This is a genomic window from Povalibacter sp. (assembly GCF_036520495.1).
Classification (GTDB): Bacteria; Pseudomonadota; Gammaproteobacteria; order Steroidobacterales; family Steroidobacteraceae; genus Steroidobacter.
Genome location: NZ_DATDJO010000018.1, coordinates 51064 through 69565, shown reverse-complemented (window position 1 = coordinate 69565; position 18502 = coordinate 51064). Strand labels below are relative to the sequence as shown.

Genomic DNA, 18502 nt, shown 5'->3' with positions numbered 1-18502 from the left:
TTTGCCGGGCGCCCGCGTTGCAGGGCATCTGAAAAGAAACAGCACCCCATTTCGGCGACGGCCCACAGTCGTCCTTCAGCAGCCATGATCATGAGTGACAAGACCAAGCCAGAGCAGGCCATTCCCGGCCCGGGCGAGCCCGCCGAACAGGTTCCAGACTGGCTGGGCAACCGGCTGCGCCGCATGTTTACCGACGTCATGGATGAGCCGGTACCCGACGAATTCAAGGCGCTTCTGAAGCAGCTCGAAGACAAGGAGCGTGGGTCCTGATCGGCCCCGCGAGTGCTTCCATGGTTGCCAATGATCCCTTTCTCGATCAGGTCACGGCATTACTGCCGGCGCTGCGTGCCTTCGGCCGCTCGCTGTGCGGCGACCCGGCCCGTGCCGATGATCTGGTGCAGGACACCGTGCTCAAGGCCTGGACCAACCGGATCCAGTTCCAGTCAGGCAGCAATCTCAAGGCCTGGCTCTTCACGATTCTGCGCAACTGCTACTACTCGGAGCTGCGTCATCGCAAGTTCGAGGTCGAAGATCCTGAAGGCATCTGTGCCGCGCAGCTGTCGGTTGCGCCGGTCCACGACGCGCGCCTGCATCTGCGCGATCTGAATCGGGCGCTGCAGGAACTGCCACACGATCAGCGCGAAGCATTGGTGCTCGTTTGCGCCACCGGTCTCTCCTATGAGGAAGCCGCGGATGTGTGCCAGGTAGCCGTCGGCACGATCAAGAGTCGCATCGCGCGTGCACGCGATCGTCTGGTCGAACTGCTGGGTGAGGATGCGGCGATGGTGACGGACCCGGCTTCCAGCGAAAGCTCTGTCGGCAGCGTCAGCCTGGCTTCCGCACGCGCCAGAGTTTCCTGACAGGGGCGCTGCCCCACTCGCATGAAGCATTCCAAGCCCGTCGTTGCTCCACGTCGCTGGTGGGGTCGCAATGCGGGGCTGCGTCCGCGACTCGTGTTGATCGTGGGCATCGCCATGCTGGCGCCCGGCGTGTTGGCGGTGCTCCAGGCCGTTTCCGGCTACAACAGCAGCGTGCGCTACCTGCAGCAGAATCTGGCGCAGGCGGCGCAGCTTGCGGCCAACGAAGAAGAAAACATGATCTCCGCATCGCGCGAGATCCTCACCAGCCTCGCGGCGCATCCGGACATCCGCACCGGTCAGGGCATCGCCTGCCGGCGGGCGTTGCAGCGGGCGATCGGCGGCCTCGATCAATATGCCGGCGCCACCGTCGTGAATGCCCAGGGTGTCATGACCTGCAGTTCGGGCCCGATGAAGGCCGTGATCAACGTCGCGGATGAACCATGGTTTCGCGACGTCATGTCCGGCGACACCTTCGTCGTCAGCGATCTGGTGGAAAGCCGCTGGCTCCAGGAGTGGGGCATGGTGACCGCGGTGCCCCTCGTCGATGACATGGGAGTGATCAACGGGTCGGTCGCCCTCATCATAGGTCTCGACTGGGTGACGCGTCGCTATCAGACCGCGGCGTCGGGCGAAACGGCGCTCTCACTGCTCGACAGCAAGGGCGATCCGATCACATCGAAGAGCGCACAGGCGCCGCTGCTCGAAGGATTGCCGGACGCACGCCTCATCGATGAGCATCTGCGGGCCCGCACTCAGACGTTCACTGCCCGTGGACGAGACGATACCTGGCGTCTGTATGCGATCAGTCCGCTGCTCGATGGCCGCATCTTCGTGATCCTGGGCACGCCGATGCTGGCGGCGATGGGTCCGCTGGCGCTGCAGGTTGCATGGGGCGTGCTGACCCCATTGCTCATGTGGGCGCTCGCCATTGCGGTCGTGTGGTTCGGCATCGAGCACCTGGTCGTGCGCTGGATCACCTATCTCGATCGCATCACGTCCGCCTATGCCGCCGGCCGGCACAGCGTGCGACCCGAACGTGCAGTGGCGGCGCCGGCGGAAATTCGCAACCTGGGTGAAACGTTCACGCGCATGGCGGACACGATCCAATCGCGCGAAGCGGAGCTGCGCGAATCGCTGGCGCAGAAGGAGATCCTGGTTCGCGAGATCCATCATCGCGTGAAGAACAATCTGCAACTCGTCATGAGCCTGCTCAATCTGCACGCGCGACGCATTCGTGATCCGCGTGCAGAAGCGGCGTTTGCCGAAGCCCGCAGCCGCATCAATGCCCTGGCGACTCTGCACCGCCGCCTGTACGAGTCGGAGAACCTCCAGGAAGTCGATCTGCGCTGGTTCCTCAAGGATCTCTGTGCCGAACTGCGCCGCGGCGGATTGTCCGGTACGCAGGAAATCGAGCTGACGGTGGAAGCGCCGGACGAGGTGATCGGCCCCGATATCGCTGTGCCGCTGGGCCTGCTCGTCACCGAAGCTATCACCAATGCCTACAAGCATGCCTTCACGGGCGTGGATCGCGGACTGATCGAAGTCATCATGCGGCGCGAATCGGCAGAGGTGATGGTGCTGCTGGTGCGCGACAACGGTCGCGGTTTCGATACCAGCCCGGGGGGCGACGTCGTGCCGGGACTGGGTCGATCACTGATCGACGCGTTCGTGCGCCAGTTGCATGGCGAACTGCGCATCAATGCGGAGCAGGGCACGGAAGTCGAAGTGCGGTTCAAGGCGCCGCGGCACCTGCCTGCCGTGCCGAAGCAAGGCGAGCCGGCCAGTACCTGAGTATTCACGGATTGATACTGGGTTTATATCCAGTATCATCCGGCCATGAGTCCTCCCAACCGACCCGTTGTTCGCACCGGTCGCGGCGCCGCTTCCAATCCGGAGGGTCGGTTCGAGTCGACACGCAGCGAAGCCATCGACGATGGTTGGGGGAGTCTCGACGAACCACTGCCGCCGCTTCAGACCACGGTGCGGCCGGATCCGGCGCGATCCATCATTTCGCGCAACAAGTCCCCCGATATTCCATTCGATCAATCAATCAATCCGTATCGCGGCTGCGAACACGGTTGCATCTATTGCTATGCGCGTCCGTCGCACGGCTATCTGAACCTGTCGCCCGGACTCGATTTCGAGACCCGCCTCTTCTACAAACAGGATGCAGCGCAGTTGCTCGAAGCAGAACTGGCGGCGCGGTCCTACCGATGCTCGCCCATCACGATTGGCGCCAATACCGATCCATACCAGCCGATCGAGCGCGAATACCGGGTGACGCGCAGCATCATCGAGGTATTGGGGCGGCACCGGCATCCGTTCTCGATCATCACCAAGAGCAACATGATCGAGCGCGATGTCGATCTGCTGGCGCCGCTGGCGCAGGACAATCTCGTCCTGGCGCTGGTCAGCGTGACGACGCTCAGCGGCGATCTGAAGCGCACGCTCGAGCCCCGCACCGCATCACCGGCCGCGCGCTTGCGAGCCATTCGCACGCTGTCCGCGGCGGGGGTGCCTGTCGGCGTCATGGTGGCGCCGGTGATTCCGGTCCTGACCGACGCCGAGATGGAAAAGATTCTGGCCGCCGCAGCGCAGGCCGGAGCACGTTCGGCCGGTTATGTGGTGCTGCGACTGCCCTTCGAGGTGAAGGATCTGTTTCGCGAATGGCTGCAGCAGCACGAGCCGCTCAAGGCGCAACACGTCATGAGTCGCATGCAGGCAATGCGCGGCGGTCGCGACTACGATTCGGCGTGGGGTACGCGGCAGCGGGGCCAGGGCGAGTACGCGCAGCTTCTGAACATGCGTTTCCACGCCGCCTGCAGGAAGTACGGCCTGCGCACGGGTGAGCGGTTCGTACATAACACCACCTTGTTTCAACCGCCGGTCAGCGGACCGCAGCAACTGCATCTGCTCTGATGCCTTCGGCTTTGAGTCGAGCGTGTTTCCGTCCCGTTACATTTGATATGCAAAGCCGAAATGTGTGTCCGCGTTTTCCGCGGTTGCCGTCACAAACCTTGGCGTATACTCGAACGAGATCTGGGAAAGCCGACACTCAATGATGATCATTGAAGAGTCGACGGCTCGCCTTCCAAGTTCCTGGAGAGTGTTTGCGATGTCATTGGACCAGGCCAGTCGCTTTGACGTGTCGGCGCCGCAGTGCGTCGTCCATTCTCCGATCGTGCGTGCAGTTCTGACGACCTGTGTGGCGCTTGCGGCGACCGGTTGCATGACCGCGAAGATCGAAGAAGTCCGCGACGCACCTACGCGCATCACCTCGAACGAGGCCGTCGTGTTGCTGGCAAAGCCGCACCTCGAGGGCACCGGCACCGAAGACAAATTTCTCGATTGCCTCGAACGCGAACTCGTCGGTGAGGCGTTCTCATCGGATCACGCGCAGGCCAAGCGCAAGGGCAGGGACCTCAGTCCGCGCAGCAACGTGGCGGGCAAACCTTTCCAGGTGTTCTCCGATGACCACTTTGTCGATGCGTTCTATCCCTGGCTCGAACCGAGCACGGCCCCCGTCAACCCGCAGTCGTTTTCGACGTTCCTCGGGCGCCCCGGCGTTGCCGAACGGGTCGCCGCACTGGGCGTTCGTTTCATCGTGTGGGTCGACGGCATAACGCAGAAGACCGATGGCGGCGGCAGCATTGCCTGCGCCGTCGGACCGGGCGGGGCCGGCTGTCTCGGCCTCGGCTGGTGGGAGAAGCAGTCCGATTACCAGGCCACCGTGTGGGACCTGCGCGATGGCGTCAGTGCCGGCACCGTGAGCACGGATGTGAAGGGCACGTCTGTCATGATTGGCGCCGTGGCGCCGATTCCCATCATCTCGCCAGTGCAGAGCACGGCCTGCGATCGCATGGCCAGCCAGCTCAGATCGTTTCTGGTGGGCGCCGACGACGATCCCGATGTCGCGCCGAAACAGACGAAGGCGACGCAGTGATCGTTCACGCATTCACACTCAGCGCGCGTTCAGCTCTGCGGTTGCACGCTCGACACGTCCGCGACGATGCGGTGGTGCGAGCGTCGCTGAGTTCCTGATTTCCGTCCGGAGAATCCGATGAACAGAAGCCCTGCAATCGACCGCCTGCTAGTGATTGCAGCGCAGGCGACTGCTATCGGCACCGTTTCCGCGTTTCTGATGGGCGGCTGCTCCGGATCCTCCTCCTCGTCCAGTATGCCTTCCACGCCGAGCACCCCCAGCCCGGGCGGATCTTCCGGTTCCTCGGGCGGCTCGTCGGGATCGTCCGGCGGCGCCAGCGGCGGTAGCTCGGGTCAATCTTCCGGATCGTCGAGTGGCGGATCGTCAGGCGGCGGCTCCTCGTCTTCGATGCCTTCCATGCCGTCGGGCGGCGGTTCGTCCGGCTCGCAGGGATCTATGGGCGGCTCCCAAGGTGGTGGTTCGCAGGGCGGTGGGTCACAAGGCTCGATGGGCGGTGGCTCGCAAGGCGGCGGGTCACAAGGCTCGATGGGCGGTGGCTCGCAAGGCGGCGGGTCACAGGGCTCGATGGGCGGTGGCTCGCAAGGCGGCGGGGGATCCCAGGGTGGATTACCCAGCGGTGGCGCATCCGGCGGCAGCCCGGGCGGTGCTCAATCCAGTGGCGCAGGTGGTTCGCAGGGAGATGGCGGACTCGGCGGTACGCCGGGCGCGGGTGGCCAGAGTGCTGGTGGCGGCAGCTCGAGCGGCGGCGGCTCCGCCGGTGGTCAATCAGCCAGCGCAGGCGGTTCGCAGGGAGATGGCGGACTGGGTGACATGCCGGGCGCGGGCGGCCACAGCGCTGGTGGGGGTCAGGCGGGCGGTGCCAGCGGTGGCGGATCGGCGGGTGGCAGTAGGTCAACGATGGGATTGCCCTCGGCGGGTGCCGGTGCCCCCTCGGTCGGTATTCCTACGCCGAGCATGGATCTGCCGACTTCGAGCGCCGGCGGCGGTGCGCAGGGGGCAGGCAGTCAGGGTCAGAGCGGCGCCGATTCCGGTGGCGGCGGATCGTCCGGTGGCGCATCAGCCAACGAAAGCATTTTCCAGAGCTCGAGCAGCAGTTCGGCCGGAGCACAAAGTGCTGCAGCCGGCGGAGCATCCGGCGGCAGCGACGGCAGCTCGGGTGGTGCGGCCGGAGCGAGTGGCGGTGCGTCCGGAACGGCCGGCGGAGCGGCGGGCAGCATGGGTGGCGCCGCGGGAGCGGCTGGCGCAAGCGGAAACAATGGCGCCGCAGGGGGCGCGTCCGGGCAGACGGGCGGTGGTGCCGACGGGGCTGCTGGCGCGAACGCTGGTTCTGCCGGAGGCGCAGCCGGTCAGTCAGGCGGTGGAGCGAACGGTGCTACCGGTGCGTCGGGCTCAGCCGGCGGAGCGGCGGGCAGCATGGGCGGCGCTGCGGGAGCGGCTGGCGCAAGCGGAAACAATGGTGCCGCAGGTGGCGCGTCCGCGCAGACGGGTGGTGGTGCGGACGGAGCTGCTGGCGCGAACGCTGGTTCTGCCGGCGGTGCAGCCGGCCAGCCAGGCGGTGGAGCGAACGGTGCCGCCAGTGCGGCCGGCGGTTCTGCTGGTGCGTCCGGAGCAGCCGGAACGCCAGGTGGTGCGTCCGGAGAAGGCGGTGCAGACGGCACGGGTTCGCAGGCCACGGCTGCTGGTGGCGCAGCTCAGGGAGCAGGCGCCGCTGGTTGGGCTGGCGAAAGTGGCGGTCAAGGTCAGGGCGGTGGCGGGACCGGAGGTGACGGTTCCGAGGCCAAGAGTGGTCAGAACGGCGGCGGCGCCGGCGGATCGACTGGCTCGTCCGGTAATGGCGCAGCCGGTGGCGGTGCAGATGGCACGTCGGGTTCCGGCAGTGGTGGGCCGAGCATAACGGTCGCCGCCGGACTCCCCGGCGCGGTCACGCCGGTCTTCGCTCCGAGCGGCGGAGGCGGCGGTAGCGCCGGCGGCGCAGCAGGCGGTGGCGGTGGCGCTGGAGCTGGATCGCCGGATGGCACCGGCCAGGCCGGAGGTGGCGGCGGATCCGGCGGCGCTGGTCCGATGACCACGTCCGAACGCATGGCCCACATCGACAGACAGTTCGAAGTGTCGATGGGCGTATTCGACGGCCGGATTCGTGACGAGCAGGGAGCTATCGCCGGACAGCGCGCGGGACGCGGCGGATCAGGTGGTGGCGGTTCGGCGGCAGGCACTGGGTCTGAATCCGGCGCGGGCGACAATTCCGGTTCCGGCGGCGATGGGAATGGGAAAGGCAGCGGCGACGGTAACGGCCAAGGCCAGGGTCAAGGCAACGGTCAAGGCAACGGTCAAGGCAACAGTCAAGGTCAGGGCAACGGTCAGGGCCAGGGTCAGGGCCAGGGCAGCGGTCAGGGATCATCGGGCTCGCAGGGCAAAGGTTCCGACGGCAGTCGCGGTGGCGGTGGCGGCGTAGGCGGCGGCGGAGCGAGAGGCGGCGGCGGACCCAACACCGTGCCTGCGGATATCCCGGACGGCAGCGACGACGATGTTGTGGCACGACAGCTGCGTGAAGCCGCGATGGCGGAAACCGATCCGGAGCTGCGAGAGAAGCTCTGGCAGGAATATCGGCTGTACAAGAAGGGAAGCTGACCGGACGAGGCGAATGATCGTATGAACAGCCCAATGCGACAAACTTCCCTGCAGCGGTTTGCTCCTCTCATTGCACTCGCTGCGCTTGCCTGCAGCGGATGTATCACGCATGAAACACGGCCGCAGCCGCGGCTGCATGCGATTCAGGCCGCCGCGGAAATCCCCGAGGACCAGTTGCTCGATGTCGGTGTGCGGTTGTTCGACGAGAACGTGCCCGCCGATGAAAAGAAGCGCGAGAAAGAGCGCATCTTCCCGGATGTGCGCAAGGCCGAGGCACGTTACCTCGCCATGCAGCTGCGCAATACGCTCGAAGGCTCGGGACAATGGGGCCAGGTGCGCGTGATCCCGGTCGACGACGACGCGTTGGACGTGCGCGTCTCCGCGAAGATCCTCGAATCGACCGGCATGCAGTTGCGGCTCGAAGTCACCGTTGACGATGCGAGCGGCCGCGTGTGGTTCCGCAAGGAGTACGAGCAGCTCGCCGACACGCGCTCCTACAAGGACACGACGGGCAAGCCGCGTGACCCCTTCCAGAATCTGTACGTGCTGGTCGCCAACGACATGCTGACGTATCGCCAGACGCTCGCGGCGAACGATCTGCAAACGGTACGCAACGTCTCGGAACTGCGCTTCGCGTCCGATCTTGCGCCCTATGCATTCCAGGATTTTCTCGCGACGGACAAGAAGAAGGGCACCTATCAGGTCATCCGGCTCCCCGCCAGCGACGATCCCATCATGGCGCGCATGGATCGCATCCGTGAGCGTGACTATGCCCTGCTCGACACCGTCAACGAGCACTATGCGCTGTTCTCGGACACCATGTCCGAGTCGTACACCAACTGGCGTCGTTACAGCCATGACGAGATCGAAGCGCAGGACGAGGCGCAGCGCTCGGCAATGACGCGCAAACTACTGGGCGCGGCGGCGATCGTCGGCGGCCTGGTGATGGGCACGCAATCGAACACGTACGTCGGCCAGGCGGCGGCGACGGCGGCGGTCTTCGGCGGCGCCTACGCGGTCAAGAGCGGATTCGACAAGGGCTCGGAAGTGAAGATGCATTCCGACTCCCTGAAGCAGCTCGGCGAGTCCTTCCAGGCGGAGGTGCAGCCGATGGTCGTCGAAGTCGAAGGCCGCACGTTGCAGTTGCGCGGCACAGCGGAAGAGCAGTTTCAGGAGTGGCGTCGGCTGCTCAAGGAACTCTACGAGAACGAAACAGGTCTTCCTGCAGTGGCGCCCGTCGTAGTCGGGCAGCCCGCCGCCGCAAGCAACGGCGGTGGCACACGATAGTTTTCCGTCCTTACCTCTCTGAAATCTCTCACATGCTGGAAAGCGGGCAGGAGCTCTCTGCAAGGTTCGTATTGGTCCGCGCCCTCGGGTCTGGCGGCAGCGGTCGCGTATGGCTGGCGCAGGACCACGAGCGCAAGCGCCTGGTCGCCGTCAAAGTCCTCGCTGATGAGCTGATGCAGGACGTGGCCGCCCTTGCGGCTCTGCATCGCGAAGCCTCGCGCCTCAAGACGCTCGAGCATCCGAACATCCTCAAGGTGGATGGGCTGTACCGTTCACCGCAGCAGGCGTGGATCGCCATGGAATATGTGTCGGGCGGCGACCTGACCGCGTGGCGTGGTCGCGGCTGCACCGAGATCCTGCGCGTCACGATTCCGGTGGCACAGGCGCTTGCTTACGCTCACCAGTCGGGATTCGTGCACCGCGACGTGAAGCCGGCCAATGTGCTGCTGACTTCCGATGGCGTTCCCCGCCTGACCGACTTTGGTATTGCGCTGGCGCTCGCGGAGATGCCGGCGGAGCAAGCGGTTCGCGGTTCGCCGTTCTCCATGAGTCCGCAGCAGATGGACGGCGCGCCGGCGTGCGCATCCGACGACGTCTATGGCTTCGGCGCAATGCTCTACGAACTGCTGTCGGGCTATCCGCCGTTCTACCCCGAGGCGACGCCGGAAAGGATTCGCAACGAAACGCCGCGCTCGCTGACCGCCGTTGCTGCTGTTCCTTCTGTTGTGGCTGAGCTGATCGACCGCTTCCTCGCCAAGGCACCCGCCGATCGACCGGCTATGGAAAGCGTCGCGCGCGATCTTTCAGCCGCGCTCGCAGCACTTCCCACCGCCAGCATCGTCAATGCGCCTGGCGCCGCTTTACCGCCCGCCTCCGTGGTGCCGCCGTCGATTCGTCAACCGGTAGCGCAGGGCGAATCGCTGCGCAGCGAGTGGCGACGGCCCGAAGCCAGCAGCCGTACCGATGCAGACCTGCGACGGCAGGGCTTTCGTCGTGGCCTCGGCACAGCCGCGCTGGTGATTGGCGTGCTGGGCGTAGTGCTGGTGTTCTTCGCATTACCCCGCTGGTTCCCTGCCACCGAGCCTGCGCCACCTGCCGTGGCAGTGAAGCCAAAAGAAGAGGTAACTCCACAAGCCAGGAAGGAACTCGACTTCGCCGCGCTGGCGCGCGCCAAGCAACAGGCCGAAGAGCAGCGCGCCGCCATCGATCCGCGGCTCGAGAAGCTTCGCACCCGTGCCGTCGATCAATGGGGCGGTGCAGAGTTCAAGCAGGCGACCGATGAGCTCCAGGCGGGCGACGAACAGTTCGCTGCACGTGAATACGCCAAGGCAAGTGAGCACTTCTCTGCGATCGAACCCTTGCTGGACGTGCTCGAAAAACGCGTCGGCGAGGTACTTGCACGTGAGCTGGCCGCGGGAAACAAGGCGCTGGCGGAAGGCCGCTCCGGCGACGCCAGGGCGGCGTTTGAACTCGCGGCGAAGATCGAGCCGGCCAACGCAGTCGCGACACGCGGACTCAAGCGCGCCGGCACGCTGGATGAAGTACTGGCATTGGTGACGACGGCCGAGCGTCTCGAACGGGAAGGCAATATGGCCGCGGCCAGCGAGACCTACAACAAGGCGTTACGGCTCGATGCCGATGCGCCGCGCGCCGCGGCAGGATTGGGACGCGTCGGTGCGAAGGTCGCCGGCGATGCATTCGCCAGCAACATGGCGCGCGGATTCGGCGCACTGTCGGCGAGTCGCTACGCCGAGGCGCGTTCGGCCTTCGATGCGGCCAATCGCATCCGGCCCGGCTCGCCGGAAGTGGCGCAGGCGCTGCGGCAGATCGAGCAGGAAGAACGCACCCGATCGATCGCCGCGAAACTCGACACAGCGCGAGAGCTGGAAGCCAAGGAGCGCTGGTCGGAAGCACTCAAGGAATATCGTGCCGTTGCACAGCTCGATTCGACGGTGGCTTTCGCGAATGAGGGCATTGCCCGCACTCAGCCGCGCGCCGAACTGAATGAACAGCTCGAACTCTATCTCACCCAACCGGAACGACTGTTCAGTGCGCCCGTGCGCAACGCCGCGCACCAGACGCTCGAGCAGGCGCGCTCGATTGCAGCGCCGGGTCCGGCACTGAAGCAGCAGATCAGTACATTGAAGGACTGGCTTGCGCGTGCCGAAGTGCCCGTGCAGGTCGCCATTCAGTCCGACAACGTCACGCTGGTCACGATCTATCGGGTCGGCGCGCTGGGCAGCTTCGAACAGCGCTCGCTGGAACTCGCGCCGGGCAGCTACACCGTCGTCGGCACGCGTCCCGGCTATCGCGACGTGCGGCGTGAGATCAACGTAATCCCCGGCTCGGCCCTGCAGCCGGTCGTCGTTCGTTGCGAGGAGAAAATTTGAGCGCCACGGCCTGGCAGGAAGAGTCGCTGATCGTGCGCGAGCCACAGGGCGAGCGGAGTTTCGGCAGCGCCGATTTTCCGCTCGCGTTCGGCGGCGCAGACAGCCGCGTCGTGCTGGCGGGCCGGCCCGCCGGTGTCGAGGCGTGGATCGGCATGCACGAAGATCAACTCTTCGTGCAGCCGGCCGAGGGCGCCGCCGTCCTGCACAATGGCCTGCGTGTCACGCAGTCGACCTGGCTCAAGGCGGGCGACGTCGTCAATCTCGGCACCGCTCGCTTGCGGATCGTCGAAGAGCACGGGCAGCGTGCCATCGAAGTGGACGATGGCAGCGCCGGCAACATCACGGCCCCTCCCATCATTTCGCAGGATGCGCGCCTGCATGGCGACAGCGATGCCGAGGCGGAGCCGCTGGCGGCCGTCCGCTTCCGCGCTTCTGACAGCGCCAAGCCGCGCCGCGGATTTACGATCAAGCCGGCGCGCCTGGTGCTCGCTGCGATCGGAGTGCTGGCGGCGGGCATTCTCTGGTTCGTGATGACAGCAACGTCGATCGGCGTCGCGACGACTCCGCAGGAAGCGAGAGTCGCCATCAGTGGCGGACTGCTCGCCGTGCCGGTGGGCGGGCGCTACCTGCTGCGGCCTGGCGATTACACCGTGCGCGCGACGCAAGAGGGGTACAAACCTGCCGAACTCAAGATCAATGTGACCAACACCGCGAATCAACAGTTCGCACTGGCGCTGGTGAAGCTGCCGGGGTACCTGACGATCGACCTCCCTGTTGCCGCGCAGGTATCGATCGATGGCAAGGAGAACGTGGCGGCGCCGGGGGAGTTCGAACTGCAACCCGGCAGTCACACAATCGCGATCAACGCGCCGCGATATCAACCCTTCACTGGCAGTGTCGATGTCGAAGGACTCGGCAAGAAGCAGATATTCACCGCTGCTCTCGTGCCCGCGTGGGCGGACGTTACAGTGACGTCGGAACCGGCAGGCGCACAGGTAACGGTGGCGGGCGAAGTACGCGGCACGACGCCGCTCAAGACCGAAGTCATGGCGGGCAATCATCCCCTCGAAGTCCGTCTCGAAGGCTTCAAGCCATGGACCACCGACATTCAAGTGAAAGCGAACGAGGCACTGAGCGTCGGACCGGTGCGTCTTGGATTGCCGGATGGGCGCTTGTCGCTACGCTCCGAACCGTCCGGCGCCAGCGTCTCGATCAGCGGCGTGTACCGCGGACAGACACCGCTCGACGTCGATGTGCGTCCGGACCTGGCGCAGTCCATCGTCTTCACCCGTGCAGGGTATGAAGCCGCGACGCGCGAGGTCACGCTGCGCTCCGGCGAGAAACAGAGTGTCAATGTCGCGCTGACCGGTGTGTTCGGCGAAGTGGCCGTGCGCGCGCAGCCCGCGGACGCGCAGATTCTCGTCGACGGCCGCCCCGCAGGTGCCGTGAATCAGACATTGCGGCTCGTGGCCACGACGCACGAACTCGTGATTCGCAAGCCAGGCTTCGTCGATTTCAAGACGACGGTTACACCACGACCGGGGTTGCCGCAGGTCGTCGAGACGCAATTGCTGACCGCCGAGCAGACGCGCGTGGCATCGACGCCCGTGGTTGTCACGACCAAGGTGTCACAGCAGCTGAAGCTCATGCCGATCGGCCGCTTCACGATGGGCAGTCCGCGACGCGAACCGGGCCGGCGCGCCAACGAAGCGCAGCGCGAAGTCGAGTTCAAGCGTGCGTTCTACCTTGGCGTTCGTGAAGTCACCAATGCCGAGTTCAAGCGCTTCAAGAGCGATCATCGCTCGGGCATCGTGCCGCCCAATACGCTCGAGCTGGACAATCAGCCGGTCGTGAACATTCGTTGGGAACAGGCCGCGGCGTACTGCAACTGGCTGTCGGAGCAGGAAGGACTGAAGCCCGCCTATGTGAAGGACGGCGATTCACTCGTGCCCGCGAATCCGATGACCAACGGTTACCGCCTGCCGACGGATGCCGAGTGGGAGTGGGCCGCACGCTATGCCGGCGCGGGAACGTTCCGTCGCTATCCGTGGGGTGATGCATTACCAGTTGTGGCGGCGTCGGGCAATTATGCCGATTACACGGCGCGCGTGGTGTTGCAGGATGTCGTTCCGGACTACGATGACGGCTTCGCGGTCAGTGCACCGGTCGGCAAGTTTCCGCCCAACACACTCGGCCTGTACGACATGGGCGGCAACATCGCCGAATGGGCGCACGACTACTACACGGTCAGCGTCGACGGCAATCAGGTGCTGGTCGATCCGATGGGCCCGGCCCAGGGCCGGAATCACGTTATTCGCGGGGCGAGCTGGAAACAGGCAAGCGTGACCGACCTGCGGCTGTCGGCGCGCGATTTCGGCGATGGGCCGCGTAACGATGTCGGGTTTCGTGTGGCGAGATATGCCGAGTGATAGCGGAGCAAAGACGATGAAACTGTCAAATCTGATCCTGCTGGCGACAGCCTCGTTCGCGAGTTCATGGGCGTTCGCAGCCGAACCGGAACCACCCGCGCCAGTGGCAACGCCGCCCGCCGCCGCGGCTGAGCCGGCGCAGAACGACGATCCGCAGAAGGACGCGGTCCCTGCATCCGAGGCAGACAAGGGTGCTGCCGACAAGGCCACCGCGGACAAAGGCAGCAGGACCAAGGGCTCGCCACAACGCTTCATCCCTTCCGAGGAGGTGCGCGCCGACTTCGACGTGTCCTTCCCGATCGATATCTGAGCATCCACGCACCATGGTTACAGCAACGACCAATCTGCCCCGGCAGCGCCGTGGCTTCCAGTATCCGAGCGAGTTCGCGTGGACGCTGTTCGCGCTGATCTTCACGCTCATGGCCGTGCATGCAACTTACGTCGCATGGATCCGGCCGCAGGGCGAGGCGATCACGCAGATCGAGTTGCAGCACATGAAGGAAGACAAGACCTACGTGCCCAAGCGCTCGTTCTTCCTGGTGATCAAGGATTTCGAGCAGGAGCTGGAAATCATGCACTTCGTCTGGGCCATGCTGATCATCGGCTACAAGGCGGTGCTGGTGCGGCGCGAGCGTCAGTTCCTCGATCGCGACCTGGTTCACGTGCCGGAGGGTATCAAGGTCTTGCCCGAAGACGCCAAGGACTATGCCCGTCAGCTCGAGTCGTTACCGGAAGAAGATAGATCGCGACTCGTCGTGCGCGCGTTGCAGCGTTCGCTCGATCGCTTCGCGGCAACGCGCAGCATCCGCGATTCGGCGGAGACATCGAGCGCCGTCTGCGACTCGGAAGCGGATCGACTCGACTCCAGTCTGGCCATGATCCGCTACATCGCCTGGGCGATCCCGGCCATCGGCTTCATCGGTACCGTGCGTCACATCGGCGATGCGTTGCTGCAGGCCAATCAGGCAGTGAGCGGCGACATCACGTCCGTCACGTCGAGCCTCGGTATCGCTTTCAACGCCACGTTCGTCGCTCTGTCGCTGACCATCGTGCTGATGTTCTTCCTGCACCAGTTGCAGCAATCGCAGGAGCAACTCGTCCACGACACCGATCACTGGATCGATCAGCGGCTGATCCGGCACATGCAGGTGAGGTAATACAAGGTGACGAAAGTGACCGCAGTCACGTGGGTGCGAAAAGTCCATCCGGGCCTTGGGCAGTATCCTGCTTCTCGTTTCTGAACTTCGTCACGTTCGTCACTCATGCTCTCCATAGAACTCATCGATGCTGGCCTCATCCTCGCGCAACAAGGCGGCGATGATGCATCCGTGCTGAGCATGGCGCCGGGTGTTGCGATGCTCGAAGAAAACGCAACGCTCACCGGCGAGGCCGCAGCGTCCCGCCTCCGGCTGCAGCCACTGCTGGCACAGACCAATTTCTGGCGCGGACTGAGCACGGAGCCGCTGGTGCGGCCGTCGCGTCTGGTGCGGACCACGGCGGATACAGCCTTTGCGCAGGCGAGCGCCTTACTGGAGCCCTACAAATCCGATGCCGAGGGCGTATTGCTGGCGGTTCCCGCGGGCTACACGCGTGAACAGCTCGGGCTGCTGCTCGGCGTGATCAACGAGACCGGAGTGAACGTTGCCGGCGTGGTGGACGCAGCACTTGCCGCTTGCAGCCTCGAAGCGGCGCCCGCACGCGTTCTGCATCTGGACCTGGAACTCCACCAGGCCTCGCTCACCGCGCTCGACTACGTCGGCACCGGCCTGAAACGCAATCGTTACGAGATCGCGCCGCGTCACGGCCTGCTCGCCCTGCAGCAGACGTGGGTCCAGATGATCGCGGAGGCATTCGTGATCAATACGCGCTTCGATCCGTTGCACGACGCGGCGAGTGAACAGCGGCTGCTGAATCAGTTGCCGCAGTGGCTCGACCAGCTGGTCGACAACGAGACGCTGACGCTGTCGTTGCAGTTGGGGGAGCGACCGCTCGAGATCGAGCTCACGCGCGAGCACTTCGTGACGGCAGCGCAGGCCCACTATGCGGAGCTGGTGAAGCTCGTGCAGGACGCGCGCGTTGCCGGTCTGCCGATCGAACTGCGCGTATCGCAGCGAGTGGCTGCCATGCCGGGATTGCTGCAGTGCTTCGCAACGCTGCGTGACTGCACGGTGCGTGCGTTGCCGCGGGGCGCCGCTGCACTCGGTGCGCTCACCCATCGCACTACCATTCAGCGCTCACCGGAGTCGCTGGCGCTCGTCTACCAGTTGCCAGTGGCGCGCGCCGACGGCAATGCGGTCACTGAGCATGAAAGCACGCCGTCGCATTTGCGCCCGACGCATGTGTTGTTCCAGGGCCGCGCCTGGCGAGTCTCGGAGGCGCCACTGGCGATCGGCTGGTCGCCGCCGCCCGGACGCTCGCTGGTGCTGCCGAGTGCGGCACCGGGCGTTTCGCGTGCGCACTGCATGCTGGTGCGTCGCAATGGCTCGGTCGTCGTCGAAGACCGCAGTACCTACGGTTCCTACGTCAACGAAGAACGCGTCGTCGGTCACAGCGTACTCACAGTCGGTGACCGGCTGCGCCTGGGCACTCCCGGCGTAACCCTCGATATGATCCAGCTGGTGCAGGACGATGGCGCGCCGCAAGACTGAAGTCTTCAGCATGTCGTTTCTCGACTGCATCACCTGCGCGTTCGGGTCGGTGGTGCTGGTCTACGTACTGATCAATGCCAAGGGTGGGCTGCGCGCCACCGCCGAATCGCAATCGATGCAGGCAGAGGTCACCGCGCTCGAAGATCAGGTGCTGGAGGGCTATCAGAACCTCGTCGTGCTGCGCAACTCCATGACCCAGACCCAGGCCGAATCGGTACGCACGGAGGGCATGGGCGAGCGTGTCCAGGCGGAAACCGAGCAACTGAAGGTCCAGCTGGCCGACGCCGACAAGCAGACGCTGTCGCGACGCGAAGCGATCGAGCGTCTGAAGGCCGATCTCAAATCGCTGGAAGAGGGCACGCGCCGGCTCGAGGGTGCGAGCGAGCGCGCTGATACGACGGGCACGCGTGTGCGCGGTTTCACCGGCGATGGCGACCGGCAGTATCTGACCGGCCTGCGCGTCGGCGGTTCGCGCATTCTCATCATGGTCGATGCGTCGGCCAGCATGCTGGACGAGACCGTCGTCAACGTCCTGCGCATGCGCAACATGTCCGAATCGCGCAAACTGCTCTCGGACAAATGGCGCCGCACCCTGCAGACCGTCGACTGGCTCGTCGCGCAGCTGCCGCTCGAAAGTGAATTCCAGATCTATGCCTTCAACACCCAGACCTGGCCGCTCACCGAGGGCTCGGCCGGCAAATGGCTGAAGGTCAACGATCCCAACGCACTGAACGACGCACTTACTGCGCTGCGCAAGACCGTCCCCAAGGACGGCACCAGTCTCGAGAACGCATTCATCGCGCTGGGTGCTCTGAACCCGAAGCCCGACAACGTGATACTGATCACCGATGGCTTGCCGACGCAGGGAACGAGCGCCCCGTTGCTCAAGAAAACCGTCGACGGCGATGACCGCCTCAAATTCTTCGAGCGCGCGATCGCCAAGTATCCGAAAGCCGTGCCGCTCAACGTAATCCTGATGCCCATGGAAGGCGACCCCTCCGCACCGAGCGCGTTCTGGCTCGCATCGCGCCGCACCGGCGGTTCGTTCATCAGCCCGTCGAAGGATTGGCCATGAGGCGGTCAACGGGTCAACTGGCCAACTGGCGGGCTGGCCGGAAACGGAGACGGTCCACTGATACCGTTTCTCTACTCATCTTTTCTCTGGCCAGCAGACCAGTTGGCCAGCTGGCCAGTGAGCCTTTGAGAAATGGCCCGACGTAACGCCCGCCGCGAAACCGAGATCTTCAGCATCTCGTTCCTGGACTGCATCACTTGCGGCCTGGGGTCGGTGGTGTTGCTGCTCGTGCTCAGCGATATGAGATCACCGGAAGTGGAGCGCTCGCAGGAAAACCTGCAGGAGCAGATCGTCAAGCTGCAGGATGAGCTGGTCGATATCAGCGGACAGAGCGAGATCCTGAATCGTGATCTGCGGGCGCGTCAGGAGCAGTTGTCGGAGGAGAAGGCGAAGATCGCGCGCCTGCGCGGCGATCTCAGCGACATCCGGGGCAAGTATGCCGCTTCCAGGCAGGAAGCCGATGTGGCGAACGATATCGAGGGCCGGCTCGCCTCGGCACAGCAATCCCTGTCCGAAGAAATGAAGCGCATCCTGGGACGGGGCTTCCATCGCAAGAAGGACGATGCCATCGGCGGCATTCCGGTCGACAGCGAATACATCATCTTCGTCGTAGATACGTCGGGCAGCATGGTCAACTACGCGTGGCCGATGCTGATCCAGAAAGTCGACGAAACGCTCAATCTCTACCCGAAGGTGAAGGGCTTCCAGGTGATGGATGACGAGGGCGGTTACATGTTCTCCGGCTATCGCGGCAAATGGATTCCGGACACGCCCGCGCAGCGCAAGATCGTCATCGACCGCATCCGCAACTGGAATGCATTCTCGAATTCGAGTCCCATCGAAGGCATCGTCGAGGCCATCCGCACGTACTCCGCGAAGGACAAGAAGATCAGCATTTACGTGTTTGGCGACGAGTTCACGGGGCCGTCGATCGATGCCGTGATCAAGAGCGTGGATGTGCTGAATCGTGCCGACGACACCGGCGAGCGCAGGGTCCGCATCCATGCCATCGGCTTCCCGGTGCGGCCGGACGCACCGCAGTACACGAGCATCCGTTTCGCGACACTGATGCGGATACTATGCGCCAAGAACGGCGGTACCTTCGTCGGGCTGGACGATCCGCAGCGGCGTGCTTCGCCGTTCCGGGTCGGCGATGCGTTCGCAGATCCGTCCGCGCCGTTGTTCGAGCCGGGCGAGCTACCGGCCCTCAAGGCCGCGTTGCAGCAGCCCTAACTTCGAGTC

General features: G+C 64.7%; 14 protein-coding genes. All 14 read left to right on the top strand.

Annotated elements, in window-relative coordinates; genetic code table 11:
* Positions 1 to 90: 90 nt before the first annotated feature.
* The 14 genes from VIZ63_RS05580 to VIZ63_RS05515 all read left to right on the top strand — a co-directional run bounded on the left by VIZ63_RS05580 (position 91) and on the right by VIZ63_RS05515 (position 18493).
* Complete coding sequence (locus VIZ63_RS05580; RefSeq protein WP_331608540.1) at positions 91 to 270, top strand: NepR family anti-sigma factor; 180 nt, start codon at positions 91 to 93, stop codon at positions 268 to 270.
* A gap of 20 nt (positions 271 to 290) precedes the next feature.
* Complete coding sequence (locus tag VIZ63_RS05575) at positions 291 to 860, top strand: sigma-70 family RNA polymerase sigma factor (RefSeq protein WP_331608539.1); 570 nt, start codon at positions 291 to 293, stop codon at positions 858 to 860.
* 21 nt (positions 861 to 881) lie between these two features.
* A complete protein-coding gene (locus tag VIZ63_RS05570; RefSeq protein WP_331608538.1) occupies positions 882 to 2651 on the top strand; it encodes a sensor histidine kinase in 1770 nt (589 codons plus the stop codon).
* A 45-nt stretch (positions 2652 to 2696) separates the two neighbouring features.
* Entirely contained in the window at positions 2697 to 3779 is a 1083-nt protein-coding gene (locus VIZ63_RS05565) for a PA0069 family radical SAM protein (RefSeq protein WP_331608537.1), read from the top strand.
* Between the two features lie 262 nt (positions 3780 to 4041).
* A complete protein-coding gene (locus tag VIZ63_RS05560; protein ID WP_331608536.1) occupies positions 4042 to 4803 on the top strand; it encodes a hypothetical protein in 762 nt (253 codons plus the stop codon).
* Between the two features lie 435 nt (positions 4804 to 5238).
* A complete protein-coding gene (locus VIZ63_RS05555) occupies positions 5239 to 7431 on the top strand; it encodes a hypothetical protein (protein WP_331608535.1) in 2193 nt (730 codons plus the stop codon).
* 33 nt (positions 7432 to 7464) lie between these two features.
* Entirely contained in the window at positions 7465 to 8718 is a 1254-nt protein-coding gene (locus tag VIZ63_RS05550) for a hypothetical protein (RefSeq protein WP_331608534.1), read from the top strand.
* A 71-nt stretch (positions 8719 to 8789) separates the two neighbouring features.
* The gene (locus tag VIZ63_RS05545) at positions 8790 to 11108 is read left to right on the top strand and encodes a protein kinase domain-containing protein (protein WP_331608533.1); all 2319 of its coding nucleotides are present in this window, start codon (positions 8790 to 8792) and stop codon (positions 11106 to 11108) included.
* Entirely contained in the window at positions 11105 to 13537 is a 2433-nt protein-coding gene (locus VIZ63_RS05540; protein WP_331608532.1) for a PEGA domain-containing protein, read from the top strand. Before VIZ63_RS05545 ends, VIZ63_RS05540 begins: the two co-directional genes overlap by 4 nt.
* 16 nt (positions 13538 to 13553) lie before the next feature.
* On the top strand, positions 13554 to 13847 hold the full coding sequence (locus VIZ63_RS05535) for a hypothetical protein (protein WP_331608531.1): 294 nt from the start codon (positions 13554 to 13556) through the stop codon (positions 13845 to 13847).
* A gap of 13 nt (positions 13848 to 13860) precedes the next feature.
* Complete coding sequence (locus VIZ63_RS05530; RefSeq protein WP_331608530.1) at positions 13861 to 14694, top strand: MotA/TolQ/ExbB proton channel family protein; 834 nt, start codon at positions 13861 to 13863, stop codon at positions 14692 to 14694.
* Positions 14695 to 14799: 105 nt separating this feature from the next.
* Positions 14800 to 16185 (top strand): FHA domain-containing protein, encoded by a 1386-nt coding sequence (locus tag VIZ63_RS05525; protein ID WP_331608529.1) that lies wholly within the window; start codon positions 14800 to 14802, stop codon positions 16183 to 16185.
* Positions 16166 to 17260, top strand: coding sequence for a hypothetical protein (locus tag VIZ63_RS05520; protein ID WP_331608528.1), 1095 nt, complete (start codon positions 16166 to 16168; stop codon positions 17258 to 17260). The genes VIZ63_RS05525 and VIZ63_RS05520 overlap by 20 nt, the downstream gene beginning before the upstream one ends.
* Before the next feature lie 132 nt (positions 17261 to 17392).
* Complete coding sequence (locus VIZ63_RS05515) at positions 17393 to 18493, top strand: hypothetical protein (RefSeq protein ID WP_331608527.1); 1101 nt, start codon at positions 17393 to 17395, stop codon at positions 18491 to 18493.
* The last annotated feature ends 9 nt before the right edge of the window (positions 18494 to 18502 follow it).

What these genes read in the sequence shown, in the direction of transcription:
- VIZ63_RS05580 (WP_331608540.1), top strand. Translation starts at nt 91, where the DNA reads ATGAGTGACAAGACCAAGCCAGAGCAGGCCATTCCCGGCCCGGGCGAG.
- VIZ63_RS05575 (WP_331608539.1), top strand. Translation starts at nt 291, where the DNA reads ATGGTTGCCAATGATCCCTTTCTCGATCAGGTCACGGCATTACTGCCG.
- VIZ63_RS05570 (WP_331608538.1), top strand. Translation starts at nt 882, where the DNA reads ATGAAGCATTCCAAGCCCGTCGTTGCTCCACGTCGCTGGTGGGGTCGC.
- VIZ63_RS05565 (WP_331608537.1), top strand. Translation starts at nt 2,697, where the DNA reads ATGAGTCCTCCCAACCGACCCGTTGTTCGCACCGGTCGCGGCGCCGCT.
- VIZ63_RS05555 (WP_331608535.1), top strand. Translation starts at nt 5,239, where the DNA reads ATGGGCGGCTCCCAAGGTGGTGGTTCGCAGGGCGGTGGGTCACAAGGC.
- VIZ63_RS05550 (WP_331608534.1), top strand. Translation starts at nt 7,465, where the DNA reads ATGCGACAAACTTCCCTGCAGCGGTTTGCTCCTCTCATTGCACTCGCT.
- VIZ63_RS05535 (WP_331608531.1), top strand. Translation starts at nt 13,554, where the DNA reads ATGAAACTGTCAAATCTGATCCTGCTGGCGACAGCCTCGTTCGCGAGT.
- VIZ63_RS05530 (WP_331608530.1), top strand. Translation starts at nt 13,861, where the DNA reads ATGGTTACAGCAACGACCAATCTGCCCCGGCAGCGCCGTGGCTTCCAG.
- VIZ63_RS05525 (WP_331608529.1), top strand. Translation starts at nt 14,800, where the DNA reads ATGCTCTCCATAGAACTCATCGATGCTGGCCTCATCCTCGCGCAACAA.
- VIZ63_RS05520 (WP_331608528.1), top strand. Translation starts at nt 16,166, where the DNA reads ATGGCGCGCCGCAAGACTGAAGTCTTCAGCATGTCGTTTCTCGACTGC.
- VIZ63_RS05515 (WP_331608527.1), top strand. Translation starts at nt 17,393, where the DNA reads ATGGCCCGACGTAACGCCCGCCGCGAAACCGAGATCTTCAGCATCTCG.